Source organism: Reyranella sp., assembly GCF_030651995.1.
GTDB lineage: Bacteria > Pseudomonadota > Alphaproteobacteria > Reyranellales > Reyranellaceae > Reyranella.
In genome coordinates this window covers 13585-36399 of the sequence record NZ_JAUSBN010000013.1, presented here as the reverse complement: position 1 = coordinate 36399, position 22815 = coordinate 13585, and the positions used below count along the sequence as shown (strand labels likewise).

Sequence of the window (22815 nt, the reverse complement as noted above, 5' to 3'; positions counted from 1 at the left end):
GTCGCGCCATGCCGCGCTAGGCGCTGCCGCGTAACCGCCTCCGGACGAGAGCCCAGGCAACCAGCGCAACCACCAGCTTGTCGGCGACCTCGATCGGCAATCCACCGATCGTCGCGGCGCTCCAGGGACTTCGACCGGAGCCGACGGCAACGGCATCGACGGCCGTCACTGCCGAAACCATCGCCGCCACGACCGCGACCGATGCTCCGAGGATGACGGCTTTCCACGGTCGATCGAAGCCGATGAACCGCATGACCGCGAGCGCGGCAATCACCACTGAAATCTGGGTGCCGATGTAATCCGGATACACCGGACCGATGACCGCCCAGCCGAGAGCGGCCGTGATGGCGCCGACCGCGATGGCAAGCGCGGGGGGAAGGAGCGCCGCTCCGGTCACACTGCCAATCGTGTCCAGAGGCAGCGGCAGGGAGAGCAGGCTGGCGATCTTTCCGACCGCCAGGTTGAGGGCGACACAGGCGGCGGCGATGGCCAACTCGTGCCGAGGGGGAACTTTCAGCATCGCTCGCGTCCTTCGAGGCGCCGCCACTTCCCGGCGTTTCCTCATCCGCGCAAACCTACACCGAACGCGGTCCGCACCCCGGCGTTATTTGCAGTTGTTGTGGCGGCGCCACATCGCCGGGTCATGTCCCGCAGGCACGTTCTTGCACGGGTCGCCCGCGCCGTAGCCGCGCAGGACGTTGTAACGGTCGATCTGCTCGGGGGTCAGCACGGGCAGCGTCTCCAGATGCCGGACCAAATGGACAAAGCGCAGTTGCGCGCGGGCCTCAGCCGAGGCGGCGATCAGCTGGCGCAGGCGATCCGGGGTCAGGTTTCTGTCGCGAAAAGCAGCCTCGATCGCAGCTTCGGCCGCAATGAAGCGCCTGCCCGCCGCCTGTGCCTCGGCCTGCATCTGCGCAAACAACGCTTCCAGCACCGTCACCTGTGCGGGTGCGAGGCCGATCTGCTCCTTCAACTCCAGGAGATGCGCCGGCCCTGGCACGCCATTCAGTTCGGCGGCAAGGGCAAGGCCCCATCCGCGGCCAGCCCGCAGGTCGTCGAGATCGGCCTCGGACAGGCTCTTGATCTCGCGGGATTCCTTGCCCGCGTACGGGGAATGGCCGTGTGGCTGGGCGGCTGCCCCGACGGGCAGGACCATGGCGCAAAGTGCGAGTGCAAGACGGATCATCGCGAGGCTCCCGAGGTACCTCGCACCCCTGTCGCATATGCGGACCGCGCCGCATATGATCGCAATCATGTCTGGAAATTTCGAGCGGCTGTTTGCCGATGCCGGCTTGCGCGATTTTGCCCCCGGGGAGGCCCTGTTCCGTGCCGGCGACGCGGTGGTGTCGATGATCCTGCTGCGCTCCGGGCACGCCGAACTCGTCCGTCACACGGGTCACGGGCTGAGGATGATCCTGCAGCGTGCCGGCCCGGGACAGGTCCTCGCCGAGGCCTCGGCCTGGTCGGACGTCTATCACTGCGATGCCGTCGCTCGCGGGCCTTGCAGGGCGGCGGTTCTGTCGCGCCGCACTTTCCGGATGCGGCTGAAGTCGGCTCCCGATCTTGCGGACACCTGGGCGAAAAACCTCGCGCAGGCGGTTCAGGCAGCGCGCCTCCGGGCCGAGATCCGCTCCCTGCCGCGCGTCGCGGACCGTCTCGGCGCCTGGCTCGCCGAGGGGAATCGATTGCCCGACAAGGGTCGCTGGCAAGAAGTGGCGGCGGAACTCGGTGTCACGCGTGAAGCGCTATACCGCGAACTGTCTCGGCGCCGGCGAGCCGGGTGATGGCCGCTGCGTCGGGGAAGGTGCCAGGACCACCACGTCCGGCGGCGTCGTGCTATCGCGATTTCGGCGGCTTCCTGGCAAAAAGCTCGCGATGCGCTTGCAGCGCCGCTTCCAGGCCTTCGTCGGTGAAGACGACCGATTTGGCGCGACTCGCCGGGTTGGAGATGAGGCCCCTGGCATGCAGCCGGTCGAGCGCGTTCCAATCGAAAGTCTTCCAGGCGCGCGCCTCGTCATGCAGTCCATGCAGGAGCAGGGCGAGAACGGCCTGGTCGATGCGATCGGGATCCGGTTCGTAGTCGAGTTCGGCATCCCGAGGATCGTCTTCCTGCCCGAGGGCGATCACCGGAGCATCGGCCACCCAGGCCTTCGCATCCGGCGCGGCATCCCAGGCGCCGGCAGCGGAATGGACATAGGAAACGGCCTCGGTCTCGTCGCCCATGCCGATGTATTCCGGCAAGGTCGGCGGAAGCGGCTGTGCGCCCAGCAGATAGGCCGCCACGTGACGGTTGGCGTCGACGGCCCGGGCCAGCGCCTTGTTGGCGGGTGCGCTGTTTCCGGTGCGTCGAAACTCCAGTAGCGCTGCCGACCAGGTCCAGTGAGCCGAGCCATCGTTCTTGTAGCGCTTCAGGAGCGCGCCGGCGTCTGCCTCAAGGCCGAGTTCGAGCAAGGCATCGATCAACAGGTAGCGGATGCCCTGATTGTCGCCGGGATTGAGGCGCAGCATTTCATGATAGTGGCCGACGGCTTCGTCGCGGTGACCGCGGCGCCAGAGGGCCAGGGCCAGCTCATGGCGCGCGCGCATGTAGGGTCGGGTCTGGAGCAAACCCCAGAACGAACCGGCGTCGTCCTGGAAAGCGGTCTCGCCCAACGCTTCTGCGCCGACGGCGACAGCTCGCCGGTAGAGTTCGAGCGCCTCGTTGGCATCGGCGGTCTCCCGTGCGAGCACGAGATAGGCGTCCGAGCAGAGCGGCGACAGCGCCAGCGCCTCCCGCGCCAGCGCGATCCGCTCTTCGGCCCGCGGCGCCTCCATCGCCTCGAAGGCCTTCTCCTGGGCGAGATCGAGGACTTCATCGCCGTCATCGTCCTCCTCCAGCAGCCGCATGAACGAGGTCACCAGCGCGTCCAGGTCGGACTCCGAAACCGGCAGAGCGCGGGGGGCCTTCGCCTTGGCCCGGCGGCCGGCGCTCTTTCGCTTCGTCTTTGCGACTCTCGCCATGCACCCTCGCGTCTGATCTGCACAGACTACAATGAAAAATGACGTTCGTGGTCTCAGGCAAGGTCACCGTTGTGGACAAGAAGGGTCTGAACAAGAGACCTGGACCGCCGGACGGTTGATTGCATTGCAATCAACGCTTAATACTGCAGGAACGAGAGGTACCCCATGGCGAGCATCACGATCCGCAACCTCGAAGACGATTTGAAGCGTCGCCTTCGCATCCGCGCCGCCGAACACGGGCGCTCGATGGAAGAGGAGGCGCGGGCCATCCTGCGGCTGGTCGTGACCGAGACCGCCCCGCCCCGAAATCTGGCCGCCGCCATTCGCTCGCGCGTGGCGCCGCTGGGCGGCGTGGAACTCGATCTGCCGCCCCGAGACAAGATACGTGCCCCGCCGCGCCTCTCGGGAAAGCGCGCTTGATCGTACTCGACACAAACGTGCTGTCCGAACTGCTGCGACCGAACCCGGCACCCCGAGTCGAGGCGTGGCTCGCGGCCCAGGATGGCGCGAGCGTCTACTTCACGACCGTTGGCGAGGCGGAACTCCGCCATGGCGTGGCGATCCTTCCGGCCGGTCGCCGCCGCACCACGATCGGCGCCGCCATCGAGGGCATTCTGGACGAAGATTTTCGCGACCGCGTCCTGCCCTTCGATCGCGAAGCCTCGCGCGCCTATGCCGCCATCGCCGCCGAGCGCCGCGCCGCCGGCCGCCCCATCAGCCAGTTCGACTGCCAGATCGCCGCGATCGCGCGCGCCCATGGCGCCAGCGTGGCGACCCGGAACACCGGAGACTATGAAGGCTGCGGCGTCGAGGTGATCGACCCATGGGATCACGCCAGGGCGAGATGAACCGGCCCGGTCAGGAAGTCTACCCCGAAGTCCCCGCCGCCCTTGATCTCTTCCCGGGTCCGCGGCGACCGAAGAGAACACCGGCTCAAAAGGCACTGGCGGAGCGAGTGACCCTGGCATCCGCTCTCTCGGTCGATTCTTTTCTGGCCTGACGAGAAGAGGCGGGGCCGCACTTGCGCCATGTCAAATGTTTCGGCGTTGCATCCTCTAGGCTCGAGTCCGGCATAGGAGGCAGGCGACCAGCAATGAAGTCCATTTCCGACAAGGCAGAGGTTTCGGTCGATTTCCCCGACAAGACCTACATGGGGTCGTTCGGGCGGGAGGCGTCGTTCGACGTGAAGGTCGAGCCCGACGAGGTGATGCTGCGCCTTGTACGCACCGGTGAGGAGCGGCGCGAGATCACCGTCCACCTGCACTACTACCTGCTGGCCGACATGCTGAAGGAGATCGGCCAGGGGTTGATGGCGCATGATTTCCTCGACGAGTCGCATCGCGAGGCGCTGGGCGTCGGCGTGGCGGCGCTGGCGGCCGCGCTGAAGCCGCCGGCGACGACCAGGCGCAGCAGGAAGAAATAAAAGCCTGGGCACGGACAGGTATGTGGCGCGCCGATCTGCTTCGCGTTCGCGGAGAGATGCAGCCGAGCGGTTGCTGGCGCAGGTAACGTGCGAAACAATCCGACCGATGCAATGGAGCGTGCGCATCGGAGAATGCCTGGACTGGGCCCGTGACCTTTAGCGTCAGAGCATTTGGCGTGGCTATCGGCGTGGTCATGGGGTTGGCATTCGACCTGTCGCCTCGTCCCTCGATTGCCCAGCAAGCGGCCGCCAGTCGCCCTGGTCCAATCACCCTCGTCTATCGGGACGACATCAGCAATGTCAGGCAGCTGAAGGGAGTCGCCCACTACGGTGGCGTGCTGGGGCGCGATTCATCTGTCTCCTTCACGGTCGCCAACGAAGCCGGAGAACAGGTGTGCAACGGCACCTTCACCGTGGATTCTCCGCGCACGGGAAAGTTCTCGCTCGCGTGCTTCAAGGGCTCCTTCAGCGGCAATGGGACCTACCAGCGGAAGGCAGGTGACCGGCGCGACAGCTTCGTGGCACGGGGCCAGACCGCACGCGGTCAGCGCATCATGCTGGTCGTCGGGAAGCCGTCCGGCATCGCCGATGGTCAGTTCCTGAGCCCGTGAGCAGGACCTGCTCCCGAACAAGCCCCGCAAGCCGGTGGATGGAGTCCTTGGCAGGGACAGCCTCGAAGATCGCCGCCCGGCAGGCCTTACTGAATCGAGGGCCTGGTGCCGAGGATGATCATCTCGAGCACCTGATCCTTGGTCACTGCACGCGTCGGCGCGGTGCCGACCATCTTGCCGTTCTTCATCACCGCCACGCGATCGGCCAGATCGAAGACGTCGTGGATGTCGTGGCTGATGAGGAAGATGCCGATCCCCTCGCGCTTGAGCTGCAGGATGAGATCGGCAACCTGCTTCGTTTCCTGCGGCCCAAGCGCCGCGGTCGGCTCATCCATGATCAGGATACGGGCGTTGAAGTGGATTGCCCGGGCGATGGCCACCGCCTGGCGCTGGCCGCCCGAGAGGGCGCGCACAGGTTCCTTGAACTTGACGAAATGCGGATTGAGGCGCGCCATCACCCGGCGCGTCTCGGCCTCCATGGCGACGTCGTCGAGCGTGCCCCAGGCGGTCCTGAGCTCACGGCCGAGGAACAGGTTGGCGGCGGCGTCCAGATTGTCGGCCAGCGCCAGCGTCTGATAGATCGTCTCGATGCCGTGGCGACGCGCATCGCGCGGGCTGTTGATCGTGACGGCTTGCCCATCGATGCGGATCTCGCCCGCGTCGGGGTGATAGGCGCCCGACAGCATCTTGATGAAGGTCGACTTGCCGGCGCCGTTATGGCCGAGCAGGCCCACCACCTCGCCGGCGTGGAGATCGAGCGATACGTCGTCGACCGCACGGACGCCGCCGAAGCTGATACTCATGCCGCGCATCGCGACGAGCGGCAGCGCCGCACTCATGCCGCGCCCTTCAGCGTGCGCGAGCGGTAGAGCCGATCGAGCCACACGGCGACCACCAGAACCAGACCGACGACGATGTTCTGCAGGGGCGTGTCGAGGCCCATCAGCACCATGCCCGACTGCAGGCTCTGCATCACCAGCGCGCCCAGCATGGCGCCGGCGACCGTGCCGAGGCCGCCGCCGAGCGACGTGCCGCCGATCACGGTCGCGGCGATGACATAAAGCTCGTCGAGCGTGCCTTGCGCGTTCGTCGCCGCATTGAGGCGCGCGGTCGAGATCGCGGCCGCGACGGCGCACAGCACGCCCATCAGGACAAACACGAGCACCGTGATGCGCCGCGTGTCGACGCCCGACAGCTCGGCAGCCTCTGGATTGCCGCCCAGCGCGAAGACGTAGCGGCCAAAGCGCGTGCGCCGGGCCAGGAAGGTGACGACGATGCCGGCGCCGACCGCGATCAGCACCGGTACGGCGAGGCCGTGCGCGATCGACAGGCCTTCCGGCGGCACCACGAGGCCGCGCGCGGCGGCGATCCGCTCGGCGACGCGCGGCGGCAGGTCATAGCTGTTGGCGACCAGCACGACCGTCAGCACACCGGCGCATGCGAGCCCGGCCACCACGACTTCCGCCCACACCGGGCGCAGCGCGAAGCCAACCTGCTGGCGGCGCCGACGGGCATGAAGGGCGCGCAAGACGATGGCGGCGACAGCGAGCACGCCCACCACCCAGGTCCAGGTCGAGCCGATCGCGCCCTCGACACCCCCGCCCATGCGGCGGAAGGCATCGTCCATCGGCGCCACGGTGCGACCGGAGGTGATCCACCAGGCGCAGCCGCGCCACACCAGAAGGCCGCCCAGCGTGACGATGAAGGCCGGCACGCCGAGATAGGCGATGATGACGCCATGCAGCAGGCCGATTGCGGCGCCGACGGCCACTCCGGCGGCAAGCGCCAGGATCCAGATGAACGGGCTGTCGTAGCCCATGAGGCGGGGCAGGAACTCGGTCTGGGTCACGCCCATCACCATGCCGACGACCCCCAGGACGGAGCCGACCGACAGGTCGATATGGCGCGCGACGATCACCAGCACCATGCCGGTCGCCATGACCATGACCGACGCGGTCTGGACGGAGAGGTTCCAGAGATTGCGCGGCGTAAGGAAGGCGCCGCCGGAGAGGATGTCGACGCCGACCCAGATCAACACCAGCGCGGCCAGCATGCCGACCAGGCGGGCGTCGATCTCGGTGGCGCGGAGAAACCTCAGTTGCAGACCTTGGTGCTACCGGGCTTTACGCCGCGGCAAACCACGTCCTTGCTGACCCAGCCGCCCTGGATGACCACATCGAGGTTGTCCCGGGTGATCGGTACGGGCGTGAGCAGGATCGAAGTCATCGCCACCTTGCGCGGGCCATCGCCCCACGTGACGGTGCCCGGCAGGCCGGAGAGCTTGGTGCCCTTGGCGAGCCTGATCGCCGCCTCGCCCGCGGACTTGCCGAGCGCGCGGGCGTCCTTCCAGACGCTCACGGTCTGGGTGCCGAGTGCCACGCGGTTCAGGGCAGCGTGATCGCCGTCCTGGCCTGACACGGGCACGGAGCCCGCCAGGCCCTGCGCCGCCAGCGCCGCAATCGCGCCGCCGGCCGTGCCGTCGTTCGAAGCCACGACCGCGTCGACCTTGTTGCGGTTGGCGGTAAGGAACTGCTCCATGTTGCGCTGGGCGTTGGCCGGCAGCCAGGCGTCGGTATAGGCGTCACCGACCACCTTGATCTTGCCGCCCTTGATCGCCGTCTCCAGCACTTCGCGCTGGCCGGCATAGAGGAAGTCGGCGTTGGGATCCGACGACGAGCCCTTGATGAAGACGTAGTTGCCTTCGGGCTTCACCTTGGCGACTTCACGTGCCTGGATGCGGCCGACTTCCTTGTTGTCGAAGGTGATGTAGAGCACATCCTTCATCTCGATCAGGCGGTCGTAGCCGATCACCGGGATGCCCTCGTTGAGCGCCTTCTCGATCGCGGGGCGGATGGCGTTGGCGTCCTGCGCCAGCACGATCAACACCTTGGCGCCGCGCGCAATCAGCGCCTCGATGTCGGTCAACTGCTTGGCGGCCGAACTCTGCGCGTCGGCCGAGACGTAGGTGCCGCCGCCGGCCGCGATCGCCGCCTTGATGGCTGCTTCGTCGGTCTTCCAGCGTTCTTCCTGGAAGTTCGACCAGCTCACCCCGATCGTCTGCGCCTGCGCGGGCAAGCCGACCAGGATCGCGGCGCCGGCAAGGGCCGCGAAGAAGCTGCGCACCATGTTTCCCCCAACTTATTCGACATTGCCCGGATGAACCCGTGGACCGGCACAAAGCTTATCATTGCGCTGGGTAGCGGGGAACCTCCGGTCGGCCGGCGCCGATTTGCCGGCACTCGTGCCGCGTTCACCGCCCAAAGCGACGCCTGATCGACCAATCTGGCTCTTTATCCTCGCCATTAGCGGGCTGGCCAAGCTCACGGCTCTCTCATTCGAGCGCCTTTAGCCGGGCCGCCATGTTGCTGGCGAAGCCAGGCTTCCCGCTGTCGTGCTCGGCCTCCTTCATCCATTCGTTCAGGTCTGCGCCGCATAGCCGATCTTGGACGCGATAGACACCACCGTCGCCCACCGCGATCCGTGTTCAGCCTCGTGATCCAGCACCGGCTGGATTGCCCGCTCGCGCACCTCGGTCGAAAACTCGTTTGCTGTCTTGCTTGTCATCGCTCCACTCTCTCAAGGGTTGGAGCCTCCGACAAACCCGGGGCGGTTCAGACCGCCCAACCGAGAACGGACGCGACAGCTCCGACGTGCCCGGCACGATCACGGCATTCGTCGAGGCGCCAAACGCGCCTTCGGGTTCCCTTGTCCGTCAAGTCCAAATTTCTGGGACCGGAGCAATTCAGGCCTGCCATGCCGACAGCTTGGCTTGATCCCGCCACACATCGTCGCATAGCCTACGGGCAACAAAACACGAAGGGGCGGAGACACCATGGATCGCAGGCAGTTCATCGGCGCATCGGCTGCAGCCGGGCTCGTCGCATTTGGCGGCACCAACGCTGCGCGGGCGCAGCAGATCCTGAAGTTCACGATCACCTGCGGCCACCCGCCGGTGTTCAATTGGGTCAAGGTGCTCGACGAGACGTTCCTCGGCACGATCGACCGCGAGCTCGCCGCCGCCGGCTCGCCGGTGAAGATCGAATGGACCAAGGCCTATGGCGGCACCGTGGCGAAGCTCGGTGCCGAGAGCGATGCGCTCAAGACCTCCGTGTCCGATGCAGGCCTCGTGTCGCAGATCTTCGAAGCCGCCAAGTTCCCGCTGCAGCAAGTGACGCTGCAGGTGCCGTTCGGTTCGCCGGACATCGCCACCGTCAGCGCCATCGTCGAGAAGCTGAACGGGCAGTTCACCGAGATGAACGACGCCTGGTCGAAGAACAACATGATGGTGCTGGGGATCGTCGCCATCGACGGTTACCAGCTCATCACGAACTTTCCGGTGAATTCCGCCGCCGACCTCGCGGGCAAGAAGATCTTCGTACCGGGCCCGATCGCCAACTGGCTGCAGGGCACCGGGGCGGTCGCCGTCGCCGGCAACCTCAACACCTACTACAATGGCATCCAGACCGGTGTCGCGCAGGGCGCGATCGTGTCGATGTCGCCGGTCTGGTCGGCCAAGCTGCATGAAGTCGCGCCGCACATCACCCTTTGCAATCTCGGCGCCCAGTACACCGGGTCGCTCGCCTTCAACCTGCGCAGCTTCCAGAAGCTGCCGCCGGTCGCACAACAGGCCGTGCGCAAGGCGGGCAAAGCCTATGACGCCGAATTCGCCAAGACCCAGACGGCTCTCGCCGAGGAGGCCGTGAAGAACCTGCGTGCCGCCGGCGCCACCGTCACGACCCTGCCGGAAGCCGAGCGGGCGAAGTGGGCGGCAATGCTGCCCAACCTGCCGGAGGCCTGGGCAAGCCAGCTCGAGAAGCAGGGCGTCAAGTCCGCCCGCCCGCTGGTCAACGCCTATATCGAGGCGCTGAAGGCCGCAGGCGTCAAGCCGGTGCGGGACTGGAAGGCCTGAGGCCGTGGAATTGGAGGCCGGCGTCGACGGCGCCGGAAAGGCGGATTCCTACGGGCTGCCCCAGCCGTTTCGCCTCGACCAGATCACCGGCGTCATGAACGCGCTGGGGACGTTGGGCATCTTCGGGCTGCTGGTGCTGATCAACGTCGACATCGTCGGCCGCTCCGTGTTCAACAGCCCGCTGCGGGGCACCACCGAGATGGTGTCGCTGGCGATCGTCGGCATCGTCTTCATGCAGCTTCCCAATACGCTGTGGGCCGGCCGGTTCGTGCGGGCCGAGTTGCTGATCGACGTCGTCGTGACCCGCGCGCCACGCCTGGCCGACGTCATCCAGGGCCTGTTCCATGTCATCGGCGCGGCGATAATGGCAATCGTCGTCATGGCGGTGATGCCCGAACTCAGGTCGGCCTGGGAGATCGGCGACTATGTCGGCTCGCTCGGCGACTTCACCGCGCCGACATGGCCCATCCGCCTGATCACCGTCGTCGGCTCGGCCTTCACCTGCCTGACCTACATCTTCCTCGCCCTTGCCGATTTCCGTCGGGCGCTTCGGGGTACGCCATGACAGCGCTCGGCATCGGCATCGTCTCGCTCGCCATGATGGTCGTTCTGATCATCGCCGGGCTGCATGTCGCCATCTCCCTGCTGCTGCTGTCCTTCGTCGGCGTCTGGCTGATGCGCGACAATATCGACGTGGCGCTGGCGTTGATGGCGCAGGCGACCGGCGATTCGATCGCCAGCCACGAGTTCGGCGTGGTGCCGCTGTTCGTCCTGATGGGCCTGCTGGTGGCGACGGCCGACCTGGGCAAGGACATTTTCGAGGTCGCCAACAGCATGCTTCGCCGCATCCGCGGCGGGCTGGGCGTGGCGACCGTGATGGCGAACGCCGTGTTCGCGGCCATCACCGGCATCTCGATCGCCTCGGCCGCGGTCTTCACCAAGGTCGCCGTGCCGGAGATGCTGCGCTTCGGCTTCACCCCGCGCTTTGCAACCGGCGTCGTCGCAGGCTCGTCGGTGCTGGGAATGCTGATCCCGCCCAGCCTGCTGATGATTCTCTACGCGTTCCTTTCCGAGCAGTCGGTCGGCGCCATGTTCCTCGCGGGCATCATGCCAGGCCTCGTGCTGGCCATCGCCTTCTCCATCGCGATCGTCGCCATGGCGTGGCTGTTTCCGGGCTACGTGGGCGGCACCGCCGCAGTGGACGTGCCGGGCATGACGCTGCGCGAGGCGGCCGTCAAGGTAGCGCCGGTCGTCCTGCTGATCTTCGTCGTCCTGGGGGGCATCTACGGCGGCATCTTTACCGCGACCGACGCCGGAGCGGTCGGCGCGTTGGGGGCTCTGGCACTGGCGCTCGCCAAGCGGCGCCTCACGCCCTCGATCTTCTGGAAGGTGCTGGTCGAAACCGGCCGCATCAGCGTCTCGGTGCTGTTCCTGATCATCGCCGCCAACCTCTACAGCCGGATGCTGACCCTGTCCGGCCTGCCGCAGTTCATCGTCGAATGGATGGCGGGCCTGGGCTTCGGCGTCGCCGGCTTCCTGGCCGTCTTCATCGCGATCGTGCTGTTGCTCGGCTGCATCATCGACTCGGCGTCAATCATGCTGATCGTGCTGCCGCTGATGCTGCCGGTGGCCAAGACGCTCGGCATCGACCTGGTATGGTTGGGCGTCATCACCGTGATCGCCGTCGAGATCGGCCTTCTGACACCGCCTTTCGGCATCTCGGTCTATGTCGTGAAAAGTACGCTCAACGACCCCCGCATCACGCTCTGGGATATCTTCGCCGGTACGCAACCCTTTACGCTGATCATGTTCGTCGTGCTGTTGCTGATCATCGCCTTCCCGGGGATCGCGCTCTTCTTCAATTGAGCGAAGCGCCCCGGCGGCTTACCTGATCGCCAGCAGCTCGACATCGACCATCAACGTCGCGTTGGGCGGAATCGCTCCACCGGCGCTCGCCTGCCGCGTGGGCATGACCAGATCACTTGCCGTGCGCGCGCCCGGCGAGGGCTTCGAGGATAATGGCCACGCACGCTTCGGTTCCCATGGCACCGGTATCGACCGTCACGTCGTACTCGCAGAACGTATGGACGATGTCGGCAAGTCCGCGCGCCCGGCCTATGACGCGGTCGCCGCGGGCGCGCTCGCGGGCTTCCAGGATACCGAGCGGGCAGGTTACGCCGATCGCGAAGACATCCAGTCCGGCCGTCGAGCGACAAAAGCTCTCGTACATGGCGCGGTCGTGCAGCACATGGTCGAAAATGACGGGGTTGCCGCCGTCGACCAGCGCACGCACCGCCGGCGCCATCGACTGTACAAGGCGGCGGAACACCGGCCCGAAACGCGCCACGACGGCAGGCGGCGTTCCTGGCGCCGATATCGTCACCATCTCGACGCCCAGCGCCGTGAACGCATCGCGTTCAGCCTGCCGACCGGTATCTGCGCCGCGGTAGTAGCGTGGCGTGGACATCAGGATGAAGTCGTCGAAGCCCGCGACGAGATAGGGAGAAGGAATCGCCGCCTGCAGGGCGCGGCAAAGCGTGGTCTTCCCCGCACTTGACGGGCCGTTGACCAGCACGATGTCGGGCCAGCGTTCCAGGGTCTCCATCGTCATGCCGACCCGGAGGTGCGGGTGAATGCCGGCCGACCGCACGACGGGGACAGCATCGGCTCCTGGTCCACCGCCCCTGTCACGCAGGCCAGGATACGCGCCCAATCCATAACCGCCCCCTGCCCTGCACCGATCGACCACGGCATCGTGAACCGTCCGCGAGATTGTACTCGGCCGCCTCAGGAACGACTACCGACGCCGCCTGAATCGCTGTTCCCCGGCCGTTTCAGTTTTCTGGCCATACGGCATCAGAGAACTCATCGGCCATCACAGCGCTCCCTTAGCCTTCAACGTCGTCGGAAACAGGCGATAGAGCCAGACGAAGAGCAGTCGGTCGGCGACGGCCAATTTCGGTTCGAGGCAACGCGTCGGCGCAGCACGTTCAACTGATGCCACAGCATCACGATCTCCGCTTCCAGCCGTGCCCGCGTCGTGAACGGAGAGATCAGGACATGCAGGGCGAGACTCAGAAACGCGATCACGAAGGCTCAGCCTACTCGATCCCGCCCTTCACGCTAGTGGATGGAGTTTAGTTATGGACGATCTCGTGAAGATCGGGACCAAGGTCGTGCGCGACGCCCGCTACGCCATCTTCCAGATGGCCGACGTCGCGGTGCCGAAAGAACTGTTCGAGAAAATACCGCGACTGATCGACGGGCTGCGACGACGACCGGCTCCGGCGTAAGATCGAACGGGGCGGATCCGTCATCACCACGGGAGGGGTGCGTTCTCATGGCGAGGGGAAGGGCCAAACTGAGCGACAAAAGCTCCTTCGAGACGGTGGAGACGGCGGAAGCGCCGGGAAAATGGCACAGGCCGCATACGGCTTCACCGGAACCCGACAGGATGTTACGGTTCTCGCGGTTCCAAGGTTTCATCCGGGGAATGTCGGGTGATAGGCTGTCGGGATGACATTGACCCCGCGGCTTGCCACGGGTCCCGGCGCGTCCCTGCGGGACCGGCCCTTCCTCGATCGGGCGCGCAGCAACCTGCAGCGGGTCCGGCTGGCACTCGGGGCCAGGGGCGTCGCCTTGGCGACCGCCGCCGGGCTGGTGGCGCTTGCCTGCGGCGCGGCAGCGCTGGCCGACGTCGCCATGTCGTTGGGAGCGACTGAGGTCGAGCACAGCCGCAACAGGGCGGCCGAGATCCGGACCCTCAACCAGAGCAATCGCGTTTTGATGCGCAGCATATTTACCCTGTCCACCGGCCGGCGACAGCTCGCCGAGAGCGACCTTCCGGTGGCGCAGGCCTGGGAAAAGGTGCAGGCCGCCCGGACCGCGATCTGCGACCATCTCGACCCGCGTGCGTCTAAGTTTGCGGAACTGCGTGCAGTGTGTGCGGCGAGCGTGGCCCTGCACGAGCGCCTCGCGCCGCAGATCGCAGCGTTCGATCCACCGCGGCGGTTGATCGACCCGAACACGATGCACGACGCCGCCACACTTCATGCCAGGGTGAACGACCTGACCGGGGCGATCGCCCAGGAGGCCGAAACGCTGGTCGGGAACATGGCCGACGAATACCGCGAGGCGCTTCTCGTGCTGACCGTCATCACCGGGGGATTTGCCGCGGCCTGCCTGGTGTTGATCCTGCTCGTCGGCCGAGCGTCGATCCTGCACTACGAGCAATCGCAGAAGGCCGGTGAGGCGCGCGACCTCCTCGAGGAGACGATCGAGGCCTTGCCCGCCGGCGTCACGCTCTACGACCGCAACGAGCGGCTGCTGATGTTCAATTCCGCCGCGGTCGCGGCCATGCCCCTCCTGAAGCGGCCCGGCGTTCTCGGCATCACCTACGAGGAACTGGCGCGCGAGACGGCCAGACTGGACGTCGGGGGTGGCGAGCCGCTGCTCGACACGCCGGAGGAGTGGATCAGGCGCTTCCGCAGCAAAGGCGAGCCGCCGATGCGCCAGTCGGTCGACGGGCGCTGGTTCGAGTGGTCGAAAAAGATGTCGCCCCACGGGCGCACCGTTGGGCTTTGGGTCGACATCACCGGGATCATGCGGGATTTCGAGGAACGCATCCAGCTGACTCAGCGGCTCGACGCAGAGATGGCACGGCTGCGTTCTATCGTCGAATCGAGTGGCGCGATGATCGTCCTGGTCGATCGCGAGCTGACCGTAATCATGGCTAACAGCGGCTATACGGCAGTGACCGGCGTCGCTGCGGCGGACGCGGTCGGCCGCCCGTTGAAGGAGATCGTCGATTGCCCGCTCGATCCGGGCGTGCTCGAACGCTGGCTCTCCGGCCCGTTCGAGCCCGGCCGGGTCGAGCCGGTGCGCTTCGCCAACCAGATTCATGACCGGCAGGGGCGGCAGCGCTTGATATCGGTGACGGCAACGCCCGTGCTCGGGGAAGGCGGGCTGGTTAACAGCATCGTCTTCCTGGGCGTCGACGATACCGAGCGGCGTGACGCCGAGCGGGCCCTGTTCGACGCTGTGCGGCTTGCGACGGTGGGCGAGATGGCGGCCACCGTGGTGCACGAGATCATACAGCCACTGCAGGTGATCGACATTGCCCGCGCTTCGGCCGAACAGGTCCTCAGCGATGCGATGGGCGAAGGTGTCGCTCCGGACAGCGCATTCCTGCAGAGCAAGCTCGCCCGAATTGCCAGTCAGGTCGAGCGCGCGGGTCGCATCGCGGGCGAGCTGCGCGCCTTCGTGCGTGGCACGGCCGCCGAGGAGGCGACGCCATTTGACCCGGCGACGGCAGTGCACGCGGCTGTCGAGTTGACCAGGTACGCCACCCGCCAGGCCGGCGTCACGGTGTCGGTATCGGTCGCGGAAGGACTGCCCCCGGTCATCGGCCACGTCGGACGCGTCGAGCAGGTACTGGTCAACCTGATCGTCAATGCGCGCGATGCGGGCGGCAGTGCTGTGGAGGTTTCGGCCCGCCCCCTGTTGCGGGACGGCCACGCCTTCGTTCAGATCGCCGTCGAGGATACGGGCCCCGGCATTCCGAGCGCCATCCTGCCGCAGCTGTTCGAGGCATTCGTCACCACCAAGCCGCGCGGCACCGGCACCGGGCTCGGACTGCGAATCTGCCGACGCATCGTCGAGGAGATGAACGGCACCATAACGGCGACCAACCTCGCCGAAGGTGGCGCGCGATTCGAGATCGTGCTGCCGGCGGCTGGCGAGACGTAAAGGTCGCACGATGGACAAGTCTCCACTTCGCTCTCGCCGCGTCCCCGCCCGATGCCATGTCCTCGTGGTCGAGGACGACGTGGATCAATGTGGTGAAATGGCGGGCTACCTCATCCTCTCCAAGCTTGAAGTGCGGATGGCCTACGACGGCACCTCGGCGCTGCGTCAGGCTACGGAGCACCTGCCCCGCGTGGTCCTTCTCGACTTCAATCTTCCGGACATGTCGGGCATCCAGCTGGCAAAGGAGTTGCGGGCGATCCTGCCGAATGCGGCCTTCATCATGATGTCGGCCCACATCGACGGACTGTCCGAACGTACGCTTCAGGAGATCGGCATAGCTGTTTTCGCGAACAAGCCGGTGCCGCTTGGCCCGCTGCGGAAGGCGGTGCTGATGCTGGTCGCCTCGCCTCGACTTGGCCGCGATGGGCCGAAGCATGGCGAGAAAAGCTGGTTCTCCACGGGACTGGGCGGCCGGCGCCGCTACCCGCCCAATCCATAACCGCTCCCTGCCCCGACCTTCGACGACGACGTCGGCGGCCGTCCGGACACTTTTACGGGAACACTTCCGGCACCGCTATGCTGGCCTAATCGCGGTTGGCAGGCGCCCGCTTGTCCTTTGATTTGCCTTCGGCAGCCTTCAGTTCTGCACGAACTACCGAGGCTGCCTTGACGTCGAGCTTCTCCACTTCACCGATGGCTTTTTCCGCAGCGGTGAAATCCGAGCGCTTGATGGCGTCGCGGGCCTCCTCGACGAAATTCGTCAGGAGCGCGGCCTTCAGCTCGGCACGCACCTTTACTACCGGCGCCGCCTTGGCCATGGCCTTGGCATCGAGCTTCTCCGCTTCTGCGACGGCTTTCTCCGCCGCGGGGAAATCCGACCGTTTGATGGCCTCGCGGGCTGCGGCGACGAGCTGCGGAACTTGCGCATTCGCCGCCGGGGTATTGGCCGTGGGGGGCGCTGGCGGAGGTGCCGCCACTGGCGGTGCTGCCGCGGGCGGCGCCGCCGCGGGTGGCGCTGGCGGAGCGGCTGGCATCGGCCGAGCGGGGGCGGCGGGCAGTGTGTTCGCCTGAGGTGAGGGAGGAGCCGGAGCGGTTGTAGTCGCAGCTGCAGCAGGGGGTGGGACTGCCGCCGGACGGCTCGGCGCCGTGGGAAGCGCCTGTACGGGCACGGGTAGAGCCAGCATCGGTGCGTTGCCGGTTTGGCTTGGCGTCGTGCGGCGAGTCTCTGCGAGGCGGCGAGAGAGGTCGACCCACCCCGGGTGCGACGGATAACTCTTGGCGCCGCTGGCAATCAATCGCTCGGCATCGGCATACTGCTGGCGCGCCAGGGCGGCGTCCACCGATGCGGCCACGGCCCGGATCTCGGCGTCCTGGCGTGCGCGATCGGCCTTGGCGCGCTCGAACTCGGCACGCGCGATGGCAACCTCGGGCATCGAGGTGGAGATGCTGTTGGCCTCGGCCAGTGCACGCTCGGCGGTGGCGAAGTCGCCTTGCACTGTGCTGCGCCGCGCGGTCGCAACCAGTTCGAGTGCGCGGACATTCTGGAGGCGCAATTCGTTGGCTTGCTGATCGTTGCCCTGCCTGGCGCTGGCGGTGCGGCGTTGCAGATCGGCCCACCCGGAATAGGAGCCGTAGCGGCGACGCCCGTCCTCGATGGCGCGCTCGGCGTCGTCGTACTGTCGGCGCTGGAACGCCGCGTCGATCGCCGCGAGAATCAGACGGATTCCGTCCTGCTGTTGTTCGGCCGCGACCCGGCGGCGGCTGAGATCGGCGCGTGCCTGGTTGACTTCGGGGAACCCCGGCGCGGATTGGTCGGCTAGCACAAGCAGACGTTCGGCTTCGACGAAGTCGCCGCGATCCATGGCCTGCCGGGCGTTGCCGATCATATTGCGTGACTGGTTGATGCGCGCCCGCCAGGTCGACTCGGCGCGCATCTCCGCCAGGCGATTGGCCCGGGCGCGATATTCGTCATCCGCATTGAAGCGCTGGGAATAGTCGGCAAGCAGGCGCTCCGCTTCCCAAAGCCGATAGGCGGTGAGAGTCTGGTCGATCGCGGCCTGGTATTGGTAGCGCTCGCGATAAAGCTGGTTACGTTCGGTGCGCATCGAGGCGATGTCGCCGCGCGCCTGCGCGGTCTCGGCGAAGCCCGGGGCTTGCTCTTCGGCTTCCTGCAACAGCGCTTCCGCGTCGGAGAAATCGCCGACCTGGGCGAACCGGCGTGCCTCGGCGATCAGTCGCCGGGCCTCTGCCTGGCGCACCTGCGTATTGCGATCGGCCCGGGCTCGGGCGAGCTTCTGCTGCAGCGGAGTCCAGTCGCTGTTGCCGGCAAAGTTCCGGTTTGCGTCGGCGAGCAAGCGTTCGGCGTAAGTGAAATCACCGGCAGTGATCGCCCGGTCTATCGACGCGGCGAGGGCATTGCGATCGGCGTCTGAAAGGACGGGCGGCTGCGCAATGGCCGATGGCTGTACGGGAGCCGTCGCGGCGACCTGATCTGGCGCTGGCCTTTGCGCCGTGGGGAGAGGATCCGCTGGTCTGGTCTTGTCGGAATTCAGCAGATTGCCGCCGAACAGGACAACGCTACCGACGGCCACGACACCGCCAAGGACGCCGATGATCGAATAGAGCAGGCGGTTGCCACCGCCCCCGGCATTATCGGCCATTGTCATCCTCGCAGTGAATACGAATTCGCAAACGTCGATGGTGCAAGCCAGTTCCGATCACATTGGCTCGGCCCGCCGCCACGAAGCACCGGGTGGGGCTACAACCCTCCGCCGGGCCAATTGGCAACGACGCCGCATTTCCCCAAGGGGATATCGCTGATTCCTACAGGTCGCGCCGGACGCCTTGATCGCGCACCACGACGGGCACGCCATTGCGATCCTGGACGACCCGGACCCAGTCGCCCATCTGCACGTCGCCGTTGTCGGCCTGAGCGATCGTGACGGTCTGGCCGTCGTCCTTCTGCACCGTGACCTCGATGCCGCGCTGGCTTGACCCGTTGCGGCCGACGATGTTGCCGGCGATGGCGCCGCCCACGGCGCCCAGTAGGCCACCGACTACCGCGCCGCCGACCGAGTTGGTCGTGGCAGCACCGATCGCGGCGCCGCCCACCGCACCCAGGCCGCCGCCGACCAGCGTGCCGTCGTTCATGCCCGACCCGCCGCGCAAGGGGACTTCGCGGACGGACACCACGCGGCCCTGCTCGCCGCCCTGGGCGCTGTTATAGCCGCTATTGTAACTGTTGTTCGCCGACGTGTTGACGTAGCCCGGCTGCGTTGCACCGCCAGTTTGGGTACAGCCGCCCAGGCTCGCCATCAGACTCGCAGCGAGCGCGGCCGGTACCATCAGGCTGGCGAGCGACTTGTTTGCAGACATGGAATGTTCTCTTTCTAATGGAGGCCTAGTCGAAGCTACCGACGTCGCCGAGCAGGGCGGCAATGACTCGCGTGGCGACTGAAATCAGCACGATGTCGTTGTTCACCTGCGCATACTCGTAGCCGTAAGGCGGCGGGGTGAGCTGCGTCCATAGCTCGCGCGGCATGGGGTAGTAGACGATCTCCGGCGGCAAAGGCTGACCGATGACCCACGTTCGGTTGACCTGACCAGGCGGCAAGCAGCCGTTGTTCTTCTTGGCGAGGCCTGGCGGACACCGGCCGGCGACGTATTCGTTACGATAGTAGGTGCGCACCTTGTCGCGATCGCGGTCGATGATCACGACCTGCTGGTAGGGCACGATCTGCTGGTTGGGCACCACGACGGCACGGCCGCGTCCCTGATCGTTGTCGTTGTCTTTGTCGCCTTTGCCCTGGCCGTGTCCTTGGCCCTTGCCCTGGCTTTGACCTTGGCCTTGTCCATGGCCCTTGCCCTTGTCGTTGTCGGCCGAAGCTGGCAACGCCAGTGCAGCGAACAGAATGGAGATGAAAGCGATCGAAGCGGTTCGCACGGGTCGTTCCTCCTGTTGATGCTTTTCCTGCGAAAGGTCGCCATGCATCGTTACCGCCGGGTTCGTATCCGGGCCGGCCGCTGCCGATCGCGCCTATTGGGAGCATGGGGTGAACGCAAAGTCCGAGCGCGGGTTCCAGCTCGTCGTCCGATTTAGCCGCCTTCAACTTCCGCGTTTCGGCCGCCGGTCGGGCTCCGGAAGCTCCCCCCGCCTTGCGGCAATACGAGCATGTGCACGTGGATGACGACATCGTGCTGATGTTGACCGCCACGCGCGTGATTGCCGCCCTGCTCGGCAACATCGGCAGCTTCGACTAGGCCAGGATACGCGCCCAATCCATAACCGCCCCCTGCCCTACACCGATCGACCACGGCATCATGGACCGTCCGCAAAATTGTACTCAGCCGCCTCAGGAACGACTACCTACGCCGCCTAATCACTGTTCCCCGGCCGATTCAGTTTTTTGGCCATACGGGGTTCGCGCGAGATCCCCGTCGTCATGCCGACCCGATCAGCCAGCCATCCGCTAGTTGGCGGTCATGCCGCCGTCGATCACCAGCTCGCTGCCGGTGACCCAGGCGGCATCGTCGGAGGCGAGGTAGAGGCAGCCCGCCGCGATGTCGTCAGGCGTCCCGAACCGGCCGAGCGGCGTCGCTTCGAGGCGCTGGCGTGCGACGTCCGGATTGGAATGGCCCGGCACGGTCATCGGCGTGTCGACGAAGCCCGGATGCACCGAGTTCACGCGGATCCTGTCGCGCGCGTACTGGATCGCCGCGGCCTTGGAGAAGATCCGCACCGCGCCCTTGGAGGCGTGATAGGCGGCATTGGCGTGCGAACCGACGATGCCGCAGATCGACGAGATGTTGATGATCGAGCCGCCGCCGGCCCGCAGCATGGCCGGCACCGCGGCCTTGGTGCCGAGGAAGACGCCGGTGGCGTTGATCTCCATGACCCAGTTCCACTGCTCCAGCGTCTGGTCGGCAAGGCGCGGTCCGGCCGTCAGGCTGGTCTGGATGTTGAGCTTTGGATCGCGTCCCGAGATACCGGCGATGTTGCACAGGATGTCGAGGCGGCCATAGGCCTTCTCGGCGTCGGCCACGATCTCGGCCCACCGTGCCTCGTGGCGCACGTCCTGGGTCGCGAAGGTCGCCGTTCCGCCTGTGTCGACGATCTCCTTTTCCACCGCCTTGCCAAGCGTGGCGTTGCTGTCGGTGAGGACGACGGAAGCGCCGTGCAGGGCGAACAGCCTGGCCGTTGCCGCACCGATGCCCGACGCGCCGCCCGTCACGAGCGCCACCTTGCCGATCAGTCTCTTCCCCGGTTGCATGCCTGTCCTCCTCGCTTCCCCGACATTGTTTTCAGCCGCGATCGTGGCCCGGGATCGTGACACGGCGGCCAGCGAAACGACAGGCGGTGGTCTGATTGACTCCCCCGGCCGGGCCCGCACAATCCTCACAACCAAGAAGAGATTGCGAGAAAACCATGCGCTTCGCGAACAGGGTGGCGTTGATCACCGCGGCCGAACTCGGCCCCGAGGGCACCGACGTCACGGGCGGCGTCTAACACCCAGCAAGAGACGGGGGAGAAGAACATGGCCGACAAGGTCGGATTCATCGGACTCGGCGCCATGGGCGGACCGATGGCGCTCAATCTCGTGAAAGCGGGCTTCGCGCTGGTGGTGCACGACATCGATCAGACCAAGACCGCGCCGCTCCGAGCCAAGGGCGCCGAACTCGCCGGTACGGCGGAAGGCGTGGCGGCGGCGGTGGACCGGACCATCGTCATCGTCGAAACCACGGAGCAGGCAGAATCGGTCATCGCCGGCGAGCGCGGCATCATCAAGAGCGCCAAGCCGGGCCACATCGTGCTCTGCATGGCGACCATCGATCCCTTCGCCGCCCGCGCCCTCGCCGACAAGTTGGCGGCTCAGGGTATCGCCATGCTCGATGCGCCGGTGAGCGGCGGCACGGGCCGGGCGCAGTCGGGCGAGCTGTCGGTGATCGTGGGCGGCGCCGCCGACGTGGTTGCCAGGTGCGAGGACCTCTTCGCGGCCATGGGCAACCGCACGTTTCATGTCGGCCCGCTGGGCAATGGGCTCGCCATGAAGCTGGTCAACAACATGCTGGTCCAGGTCAACACCGTGGCGGTGGCCGAGGCCTTGGTACTGGGCGTCAAGGCGGGGCTCGATCCGCAGATGATCTATGACGTGGTGCGCGTCTCGACCGGCGCCAGTGCCGCGTGGGAACTGCGCGTGCCGCGCATTCTGAACGACGATTTCGAGCCGGGCGGCACGATCGACATTTCCTACAAGGACCAGGAACTGGAGACTGGCTTCGCAAAGCGCCTGGGCGTGCCGCTGCTGCTCGCGAACGTCACGCAGCAGGTCTACCAGATGGCGCGTGCCCGTGGCCTCAACAAGCAGGACGGGGCGGCGATCGTCAAAGTCTTCGAGCAGATGGCGGGCGTCACGGTGAAGAAGGGGACAGGGCAATGACCACGTTCGTGCTGATCCACGGCGCCTACCAGGGCGGCTGGATCTGGAAGACGACTGCCGAGCACTTGCAGACCAGGGGCCATCTGGTGCTGACGCCGACGCTCGACGGCTGCGCCGAGCGCAAGGGCGCGCTTCGCGCCGGCATCGACACCGAGAGCCATGCGGCCGAAATCGCCGAGCTGCTGTTCTACCAGGACCTGCAGGATGTCGTGCTGGCGGGCACCAGCACCGGCGGCATGGTGATGGCGCGTGCGGCCGAACTTGCACGCGAGCGTGTGGCGCGGGTGGTGTTCGCCGATGCGCTGGCGCTGCTCGACGGCGAGGCGTTGCCCGATATCGTGAAGCGTCCGACCGCCGTGAACACCGAACTCGGCACCGGCCCGTCGCGCCAGGATTTCGAGACGCGCCTGTTCGTCGATCTCGAGCCCAAGGTGCGGGCCTGGGCGCTGGAGCGCTGCACGCCGCATCCGATCGCCGCCATGCAGGCGCCGGTCAAGCTGGACCGCTTCTGGGACCAGGCGTGGAACGCCTCGGTGATCTGGTGCAAGCGCAGCTCGAACCCGCCCGTCGCGCACCAGCGCCGCGCCGCCGAGCGGCTGAAGGCACGATGGCACGAACTCGATACCGGCCATTACCCGATGTTGAGCGAGCCGGCCGCCCTGGCGCGGCTGATCGCGGAAGGATGAC

The 22815-nt window shown here is 66.5% G+C and carries 24 protein-coding genes and 2 pseudogenes; 13 read left to right on the top strand and 13 right to left on the bottom strand.

The genetic code is table 11. The annotated features are described in order from the left end of the window. Nucleotides 1-16: 16 nt before the first annotated feature. Entirely contained in the window at nucleotides 17-520 is a 504-nt protein-coding gene (locus Q7V45_RS03380; protein WP_304846952.1) for a hypothetical protein, read from the bottom strand. A gap of 84 nt (nucleotides 521-604) precedes the next feature. Then, nucleotides 605-1186: a Spy/CpxP family protein refolding chaperone gene (locus Q7V45_RS03375; protein WP_304846949.1), complete on the bottom strand. Its 582-nt coding sequence runs from the start codon at nucleotides 1184-1186 to the stop codon at nucleotides 605-607. A gap of 55 nt (nucleotides 1187-1241) precedes the next feature. Between Q7V45_RS03375 and Q7V45_RS03370 the strand changes: the two genes are divergently transcribed. Then, a complete protein-coding gene (locus Q7V45_RS03370; protein ID WP_304846946.1) occupies nucleotides 1242-1784 on the top strand; it encodes a Crp/Fnr family transcriptional regulator in 543 nt (180 codons plus the stop codon). Between the two features lie 52 nt (nucleotides 1785-1836). On the opposite strand, the gene Q7V45_RS03365 is transcribed toward Q7V45_RS03370, so the two are convergent. Further along, a complete protein-coding gene (locus Q7V45_RS03365) occupies nucleotides 1837-2124 on the bottom strand; it encodes a DUF6429 family protein (protein ID WP_304847105.1) in 288 nt (95 codons plus the stop codon). A gap of 57 nt (nucleotides 2125-2181) precedes the next feature. Continuing rightward, nucleotides 2182-2814: pseudogene (locus Q7V45_RS03360) on the bottom strand (tetratricopeptide repeat protein); the annotation flags it as partial. Between the two features lie 351 nt (nucleotides 2815-3165). Between Q7V45_RS03360 and Q7V45_RS03355 the strand changes: the two are divergent. The 4 genes from Q7V45_RS03355 (at nucleotide 3166) to Q7V45_RS03340 (ending at nucleotide 5034) form a co-directional block, all read left to right on the top strand. Next, a complete protein-coding gene (locus tag Q7V45_RS03355; protein WP_304846943.1) occupies nucleotides 3166-3420 on the top strand; it encodes a plasmid stabilization protein in 255 nt (84 codons plus the stop codon). Further along, nucleotides 3417-3848, top strand: coding sequence for a type II toxin-antitoxin system VapC family toxin (locus Q7V45_RS03350; protein ID WP_304846941.1), 432 nt, complete (start codon nucleotides 3417-3419; stop codon nucleotides 3846-3848). The genes Q7V45_RS03355 and Q7V45_RS03350 overlap by 4 nt, the downstream gene beginning before the upstream one ends. Nucleotides 3849-4093: 245 nt before the next feature. Next, on the top strand, nucleotides 4094-4423 hold the full coding sequence (locus Q7V45_RS03345; RefSeq protein WP_304846938.1) for a hypothetical protein: 330 nt from the start codon (nucleotides 4094-4096) through the stop codon (nucleotides 4421-4423). A 149-nt stretch (nucleotides 4424-4572) separates the two neighbouring features. Further along, nucleotides 4573-5034 (top strand): hypothetical protein, encoded by a 462-nt coding sequence (locus tag Q7V45_RS03340; protein ID WP_304846935.1) that lies wholly within the window; start codon nucleotides 4573-4575, stop codon nucleotides 5032-5034. Between the two features lie 86 nt (nucleotides 5035-5120). Here Q7V45_RS03340 and Q7V45_RS03335 read toward each other — a convergent pair whose 3' ends face one another. The 4 genes and pseudogenes from Q7V45_RS03335 to Q7V45_RS03320 form a co-directional block, all read right to left on the bottom strand. Continuing rightward, nucleotides 5121-5873, bottom strand: coding sequence for an ATP-binding cassette domain-containing protein (locus tag Q7V45_RS03335; protein WP_304846932.1), 753 nt, complete (start codon nucleotides 5871-5873; stop codon nucleotides 5121-5123). After that, a complete protein-coding gene (locus tag Q7V45_RS03330) occupies nucleotides 5870-7138 on the bottom strand; it encodes a sugar ABC transporter permease (protein ID WP_304847102.1) in 1269 nt (422 codons plus the stop codon). Before Q7V45_RS03330 ends, Q7V45_RS03335 begins: the two co-directional genes overlap by 4 nt. Further along, nucleotides 7129-8157 carry a D-xylose ABC transporter substrate-binding protein gene (gene xylF / locus Q7V45_RS03325; protein WP_370692553.1) on the bottom strand — a complete coding sequence of 343 codons (1029 nt, stop codon included), beginning with the start codon at nucleotides 8155-8157 and terminating at the stop codon, nucleotides 7129-7131. The genes Q7V45_RS03330 and xylF overlap by 10 nt, the downstream gene beginning before the upstream one ends. Nucleotides 8158-8368: 211 nt before the next feature. Then, nucleotides 8369-8598, bottom strand: a pseudogene (locus Q7V45_RS03320) (IS3 family transposase); the annotation flags it as partial. A 268-nt stretch (nucleotides 8599-8866) separates the two neighbouring features. Here Q7V45_RS03320 and Q7V45_RS03315 point away from each other — a divergent pair. The 3 genes from Q7V45_RS03315 to Q7V45_RS03305 are packed head-to-tail and all read left to right on the top strand — an operon-like array spanning nucleotide 8867 to nucleotide 11809. Continuing rightward, nucleotides 8867-9943, top strand: coding sequence for a C4-dicarboxylate TRAP transporter substrate-binding protein (locus Q7V45_RS03315; RefSeq protein ID WP_304846925.1), 1077 nt, complete (start codon nucleotides 8867-8869; stop codon nucleotides 9941-9943). A gap of 4 nt (nucleotides 9944-9947) precedes the next feature. After that, nucleotides 9948-10508: a TRAP transporter small permease subunit gene (locus Q7V45_RS03310; RefSeq protein ID WP_304846922.1), complete on the top strand. Its 561-nt coding sequence runs from the start codon at nucleotides 9948-9950 to the stop codon at nucleotides 10506-10508. Then, entirely contained in the window at nucleotides 10505-11809 is a 1305-nt protein-coding gene (locus Q7V45_RS03305) for a TRAP transporter large permease (protein ID WP_304846919.1), read from the top strand. The genes Q7V45_RS03310 and Q7V45_RS03305 overlap by 4 nt, the downstream gene beginning before the upstream one ends. Before the next feature lie 112 nt (nucleotides 11810-11921). Here Q7V45_RS03305 and Q7V45_RS03300 read toward each other — a convergent pair whose 3' ends face one another. Then, on the bottom strand, nucleotides 11922-12554 hold the full coding sequence (locus Q7V45_RS03300) for a chloramphenicol phosphotransferase CPT family protein (RefSeq protein WP_304846916.1): 633 nt from the start codon (nucleotides 12552-12554) through the stop codon (nucleotides 11922-11924). A 532-nt stretch (nucleotides 12555-13086) separates the two neighbouring features. Here Q7V45_RS03300 and Q7V45_RS03295 point away from each other — a divergent pair. The 3 genes from Q7V45_RS03295 (at nucleotide 13087) to Q7V45_RS03285 (ending at nucleotide 16190) form a co-directional block, all read left to right on the top strand. Further along, nucleotides 13087-13236 (top strand): hypothetical protein, encoded by a 150-nt coding sequence (locus tag Q7V45_RS03295; RefSeq protein ID WP_304846913.1) that lies wholly within the window; start codon nucleotides 13087-13089, stop codon nucleotides 13234-13236. A 346-nt stretch (nucleotides 13237-13582) separates the two neighbouring features. Next, nucleotides 13583-15691 (top strand): ATP-binding protein, encoded by a 2109-nt coding sequence (locus tag Q7V45_RS03290; RefSeq protein WP_304846910.1) that lies wholly within the window; start codon nucleotides 13583-13585, stop codon nucleotides 15689-15691. Between the two features lie 64 nt (nucleotides 15692-15755). After that, nucleotides 15756-16190, top strand: coding sequence for a response regulator (locus Q7V45_RS03285; RefSeq protein WP_304846907.1), 435 nt, complete (start codon nucleotides 15756-15758; stop codon nucleotides 16188-16190). A gap of 85 nt (nucleotides 16191-16275) precedes the next feature. Here Q7V45_RS03285 and Q7V45_RS03280 read toward each other — a convergent pair whose 3' ends face one another. The 4 genes from Q7V45_RS03280 to Q7V45_RS03265 form a co-directional block, all read right to left on the bottom strand. Next, nucleotides 16276-18351 carry a hypothetical protein gene (locus tag Q7V45_RS03280; protein ID WP_304846904.1) on the bottom strand — a complete coding sequence of 692 codons (2076 nt, stop codon included), beginning with the start codon at nucleotides 18349-18351 and terminating at the stop codon, nucleotides 16276-16278. Nucleotides 18352-18514: 163 nt separating this feature from the next. Further along, nucleotides 18515-19066, bottom strand: coding sequence for a hypothetical protein (locus Q7V45_RS27010; protein WP_370692551.1), 552 nt, complete (start codon nucleotides 19064-19066; stop codon nucleotides 18515-18517). A gap of 25 nt (nucleotides 19067-19091) precedes the next feature. Then, nucleotides 19092-19682, bottom strand: a complete 591-nt coding sequence (locus Q7V45_RS03270) for a DUF1236 domain-containing protein (RefSeq protein WP_304846901.1) — start codon at nucleotides 19680-19682, stop codon at nucleotides 19092-19094. Nucleotides 19683-20160: 478 nt separating this feature from the next. Beyond that, the gene (locus Q7V45_RS03265; RefSeq protein ID WP_304846898.1) at nucleotides 20161-20961 is read right to left on the bottom strand and encodes an SDR family NAD(P)-dependent oxidoreductase; all 801 of its coding nucleotides are present in this window, start codon (nucleotides 20959-20961) and stop codon (nucleotides 20161-20163) included. A 264-nt stretch (nucleotides 20962-21225) separates the two neighbouring features. Between Q7V45_RS03265 and Q7V45_RS03260 the strand changes: the two genes are divergently transcribed. Continuing rightward, entirely contained in the window at nucleotides 21226-22128 is a 903-nt protein-coding gene (locus Q7V45_RS03260) for an NAD(P)-dependent oxidoreductase (protein ID WP_304846895.1), read from the top strand. After that, a complete protein-coding gene (locus tag Q7V45_RS03255) occupies nucleotides 22125-22814 on the top strand; it encodes an alpha/beta fold hydrolase (RefSeq protein ID WP_304846892.1) in 690 nt (229 codons plus the stop codon). Before Q7V45_RS03260 ends, Q7V45_RS03255 begins: the two co-directional genes overlap by 4 nt. The last annotated feature ends 1 nt before the right edge of the window (nucleotide 22815 follow it).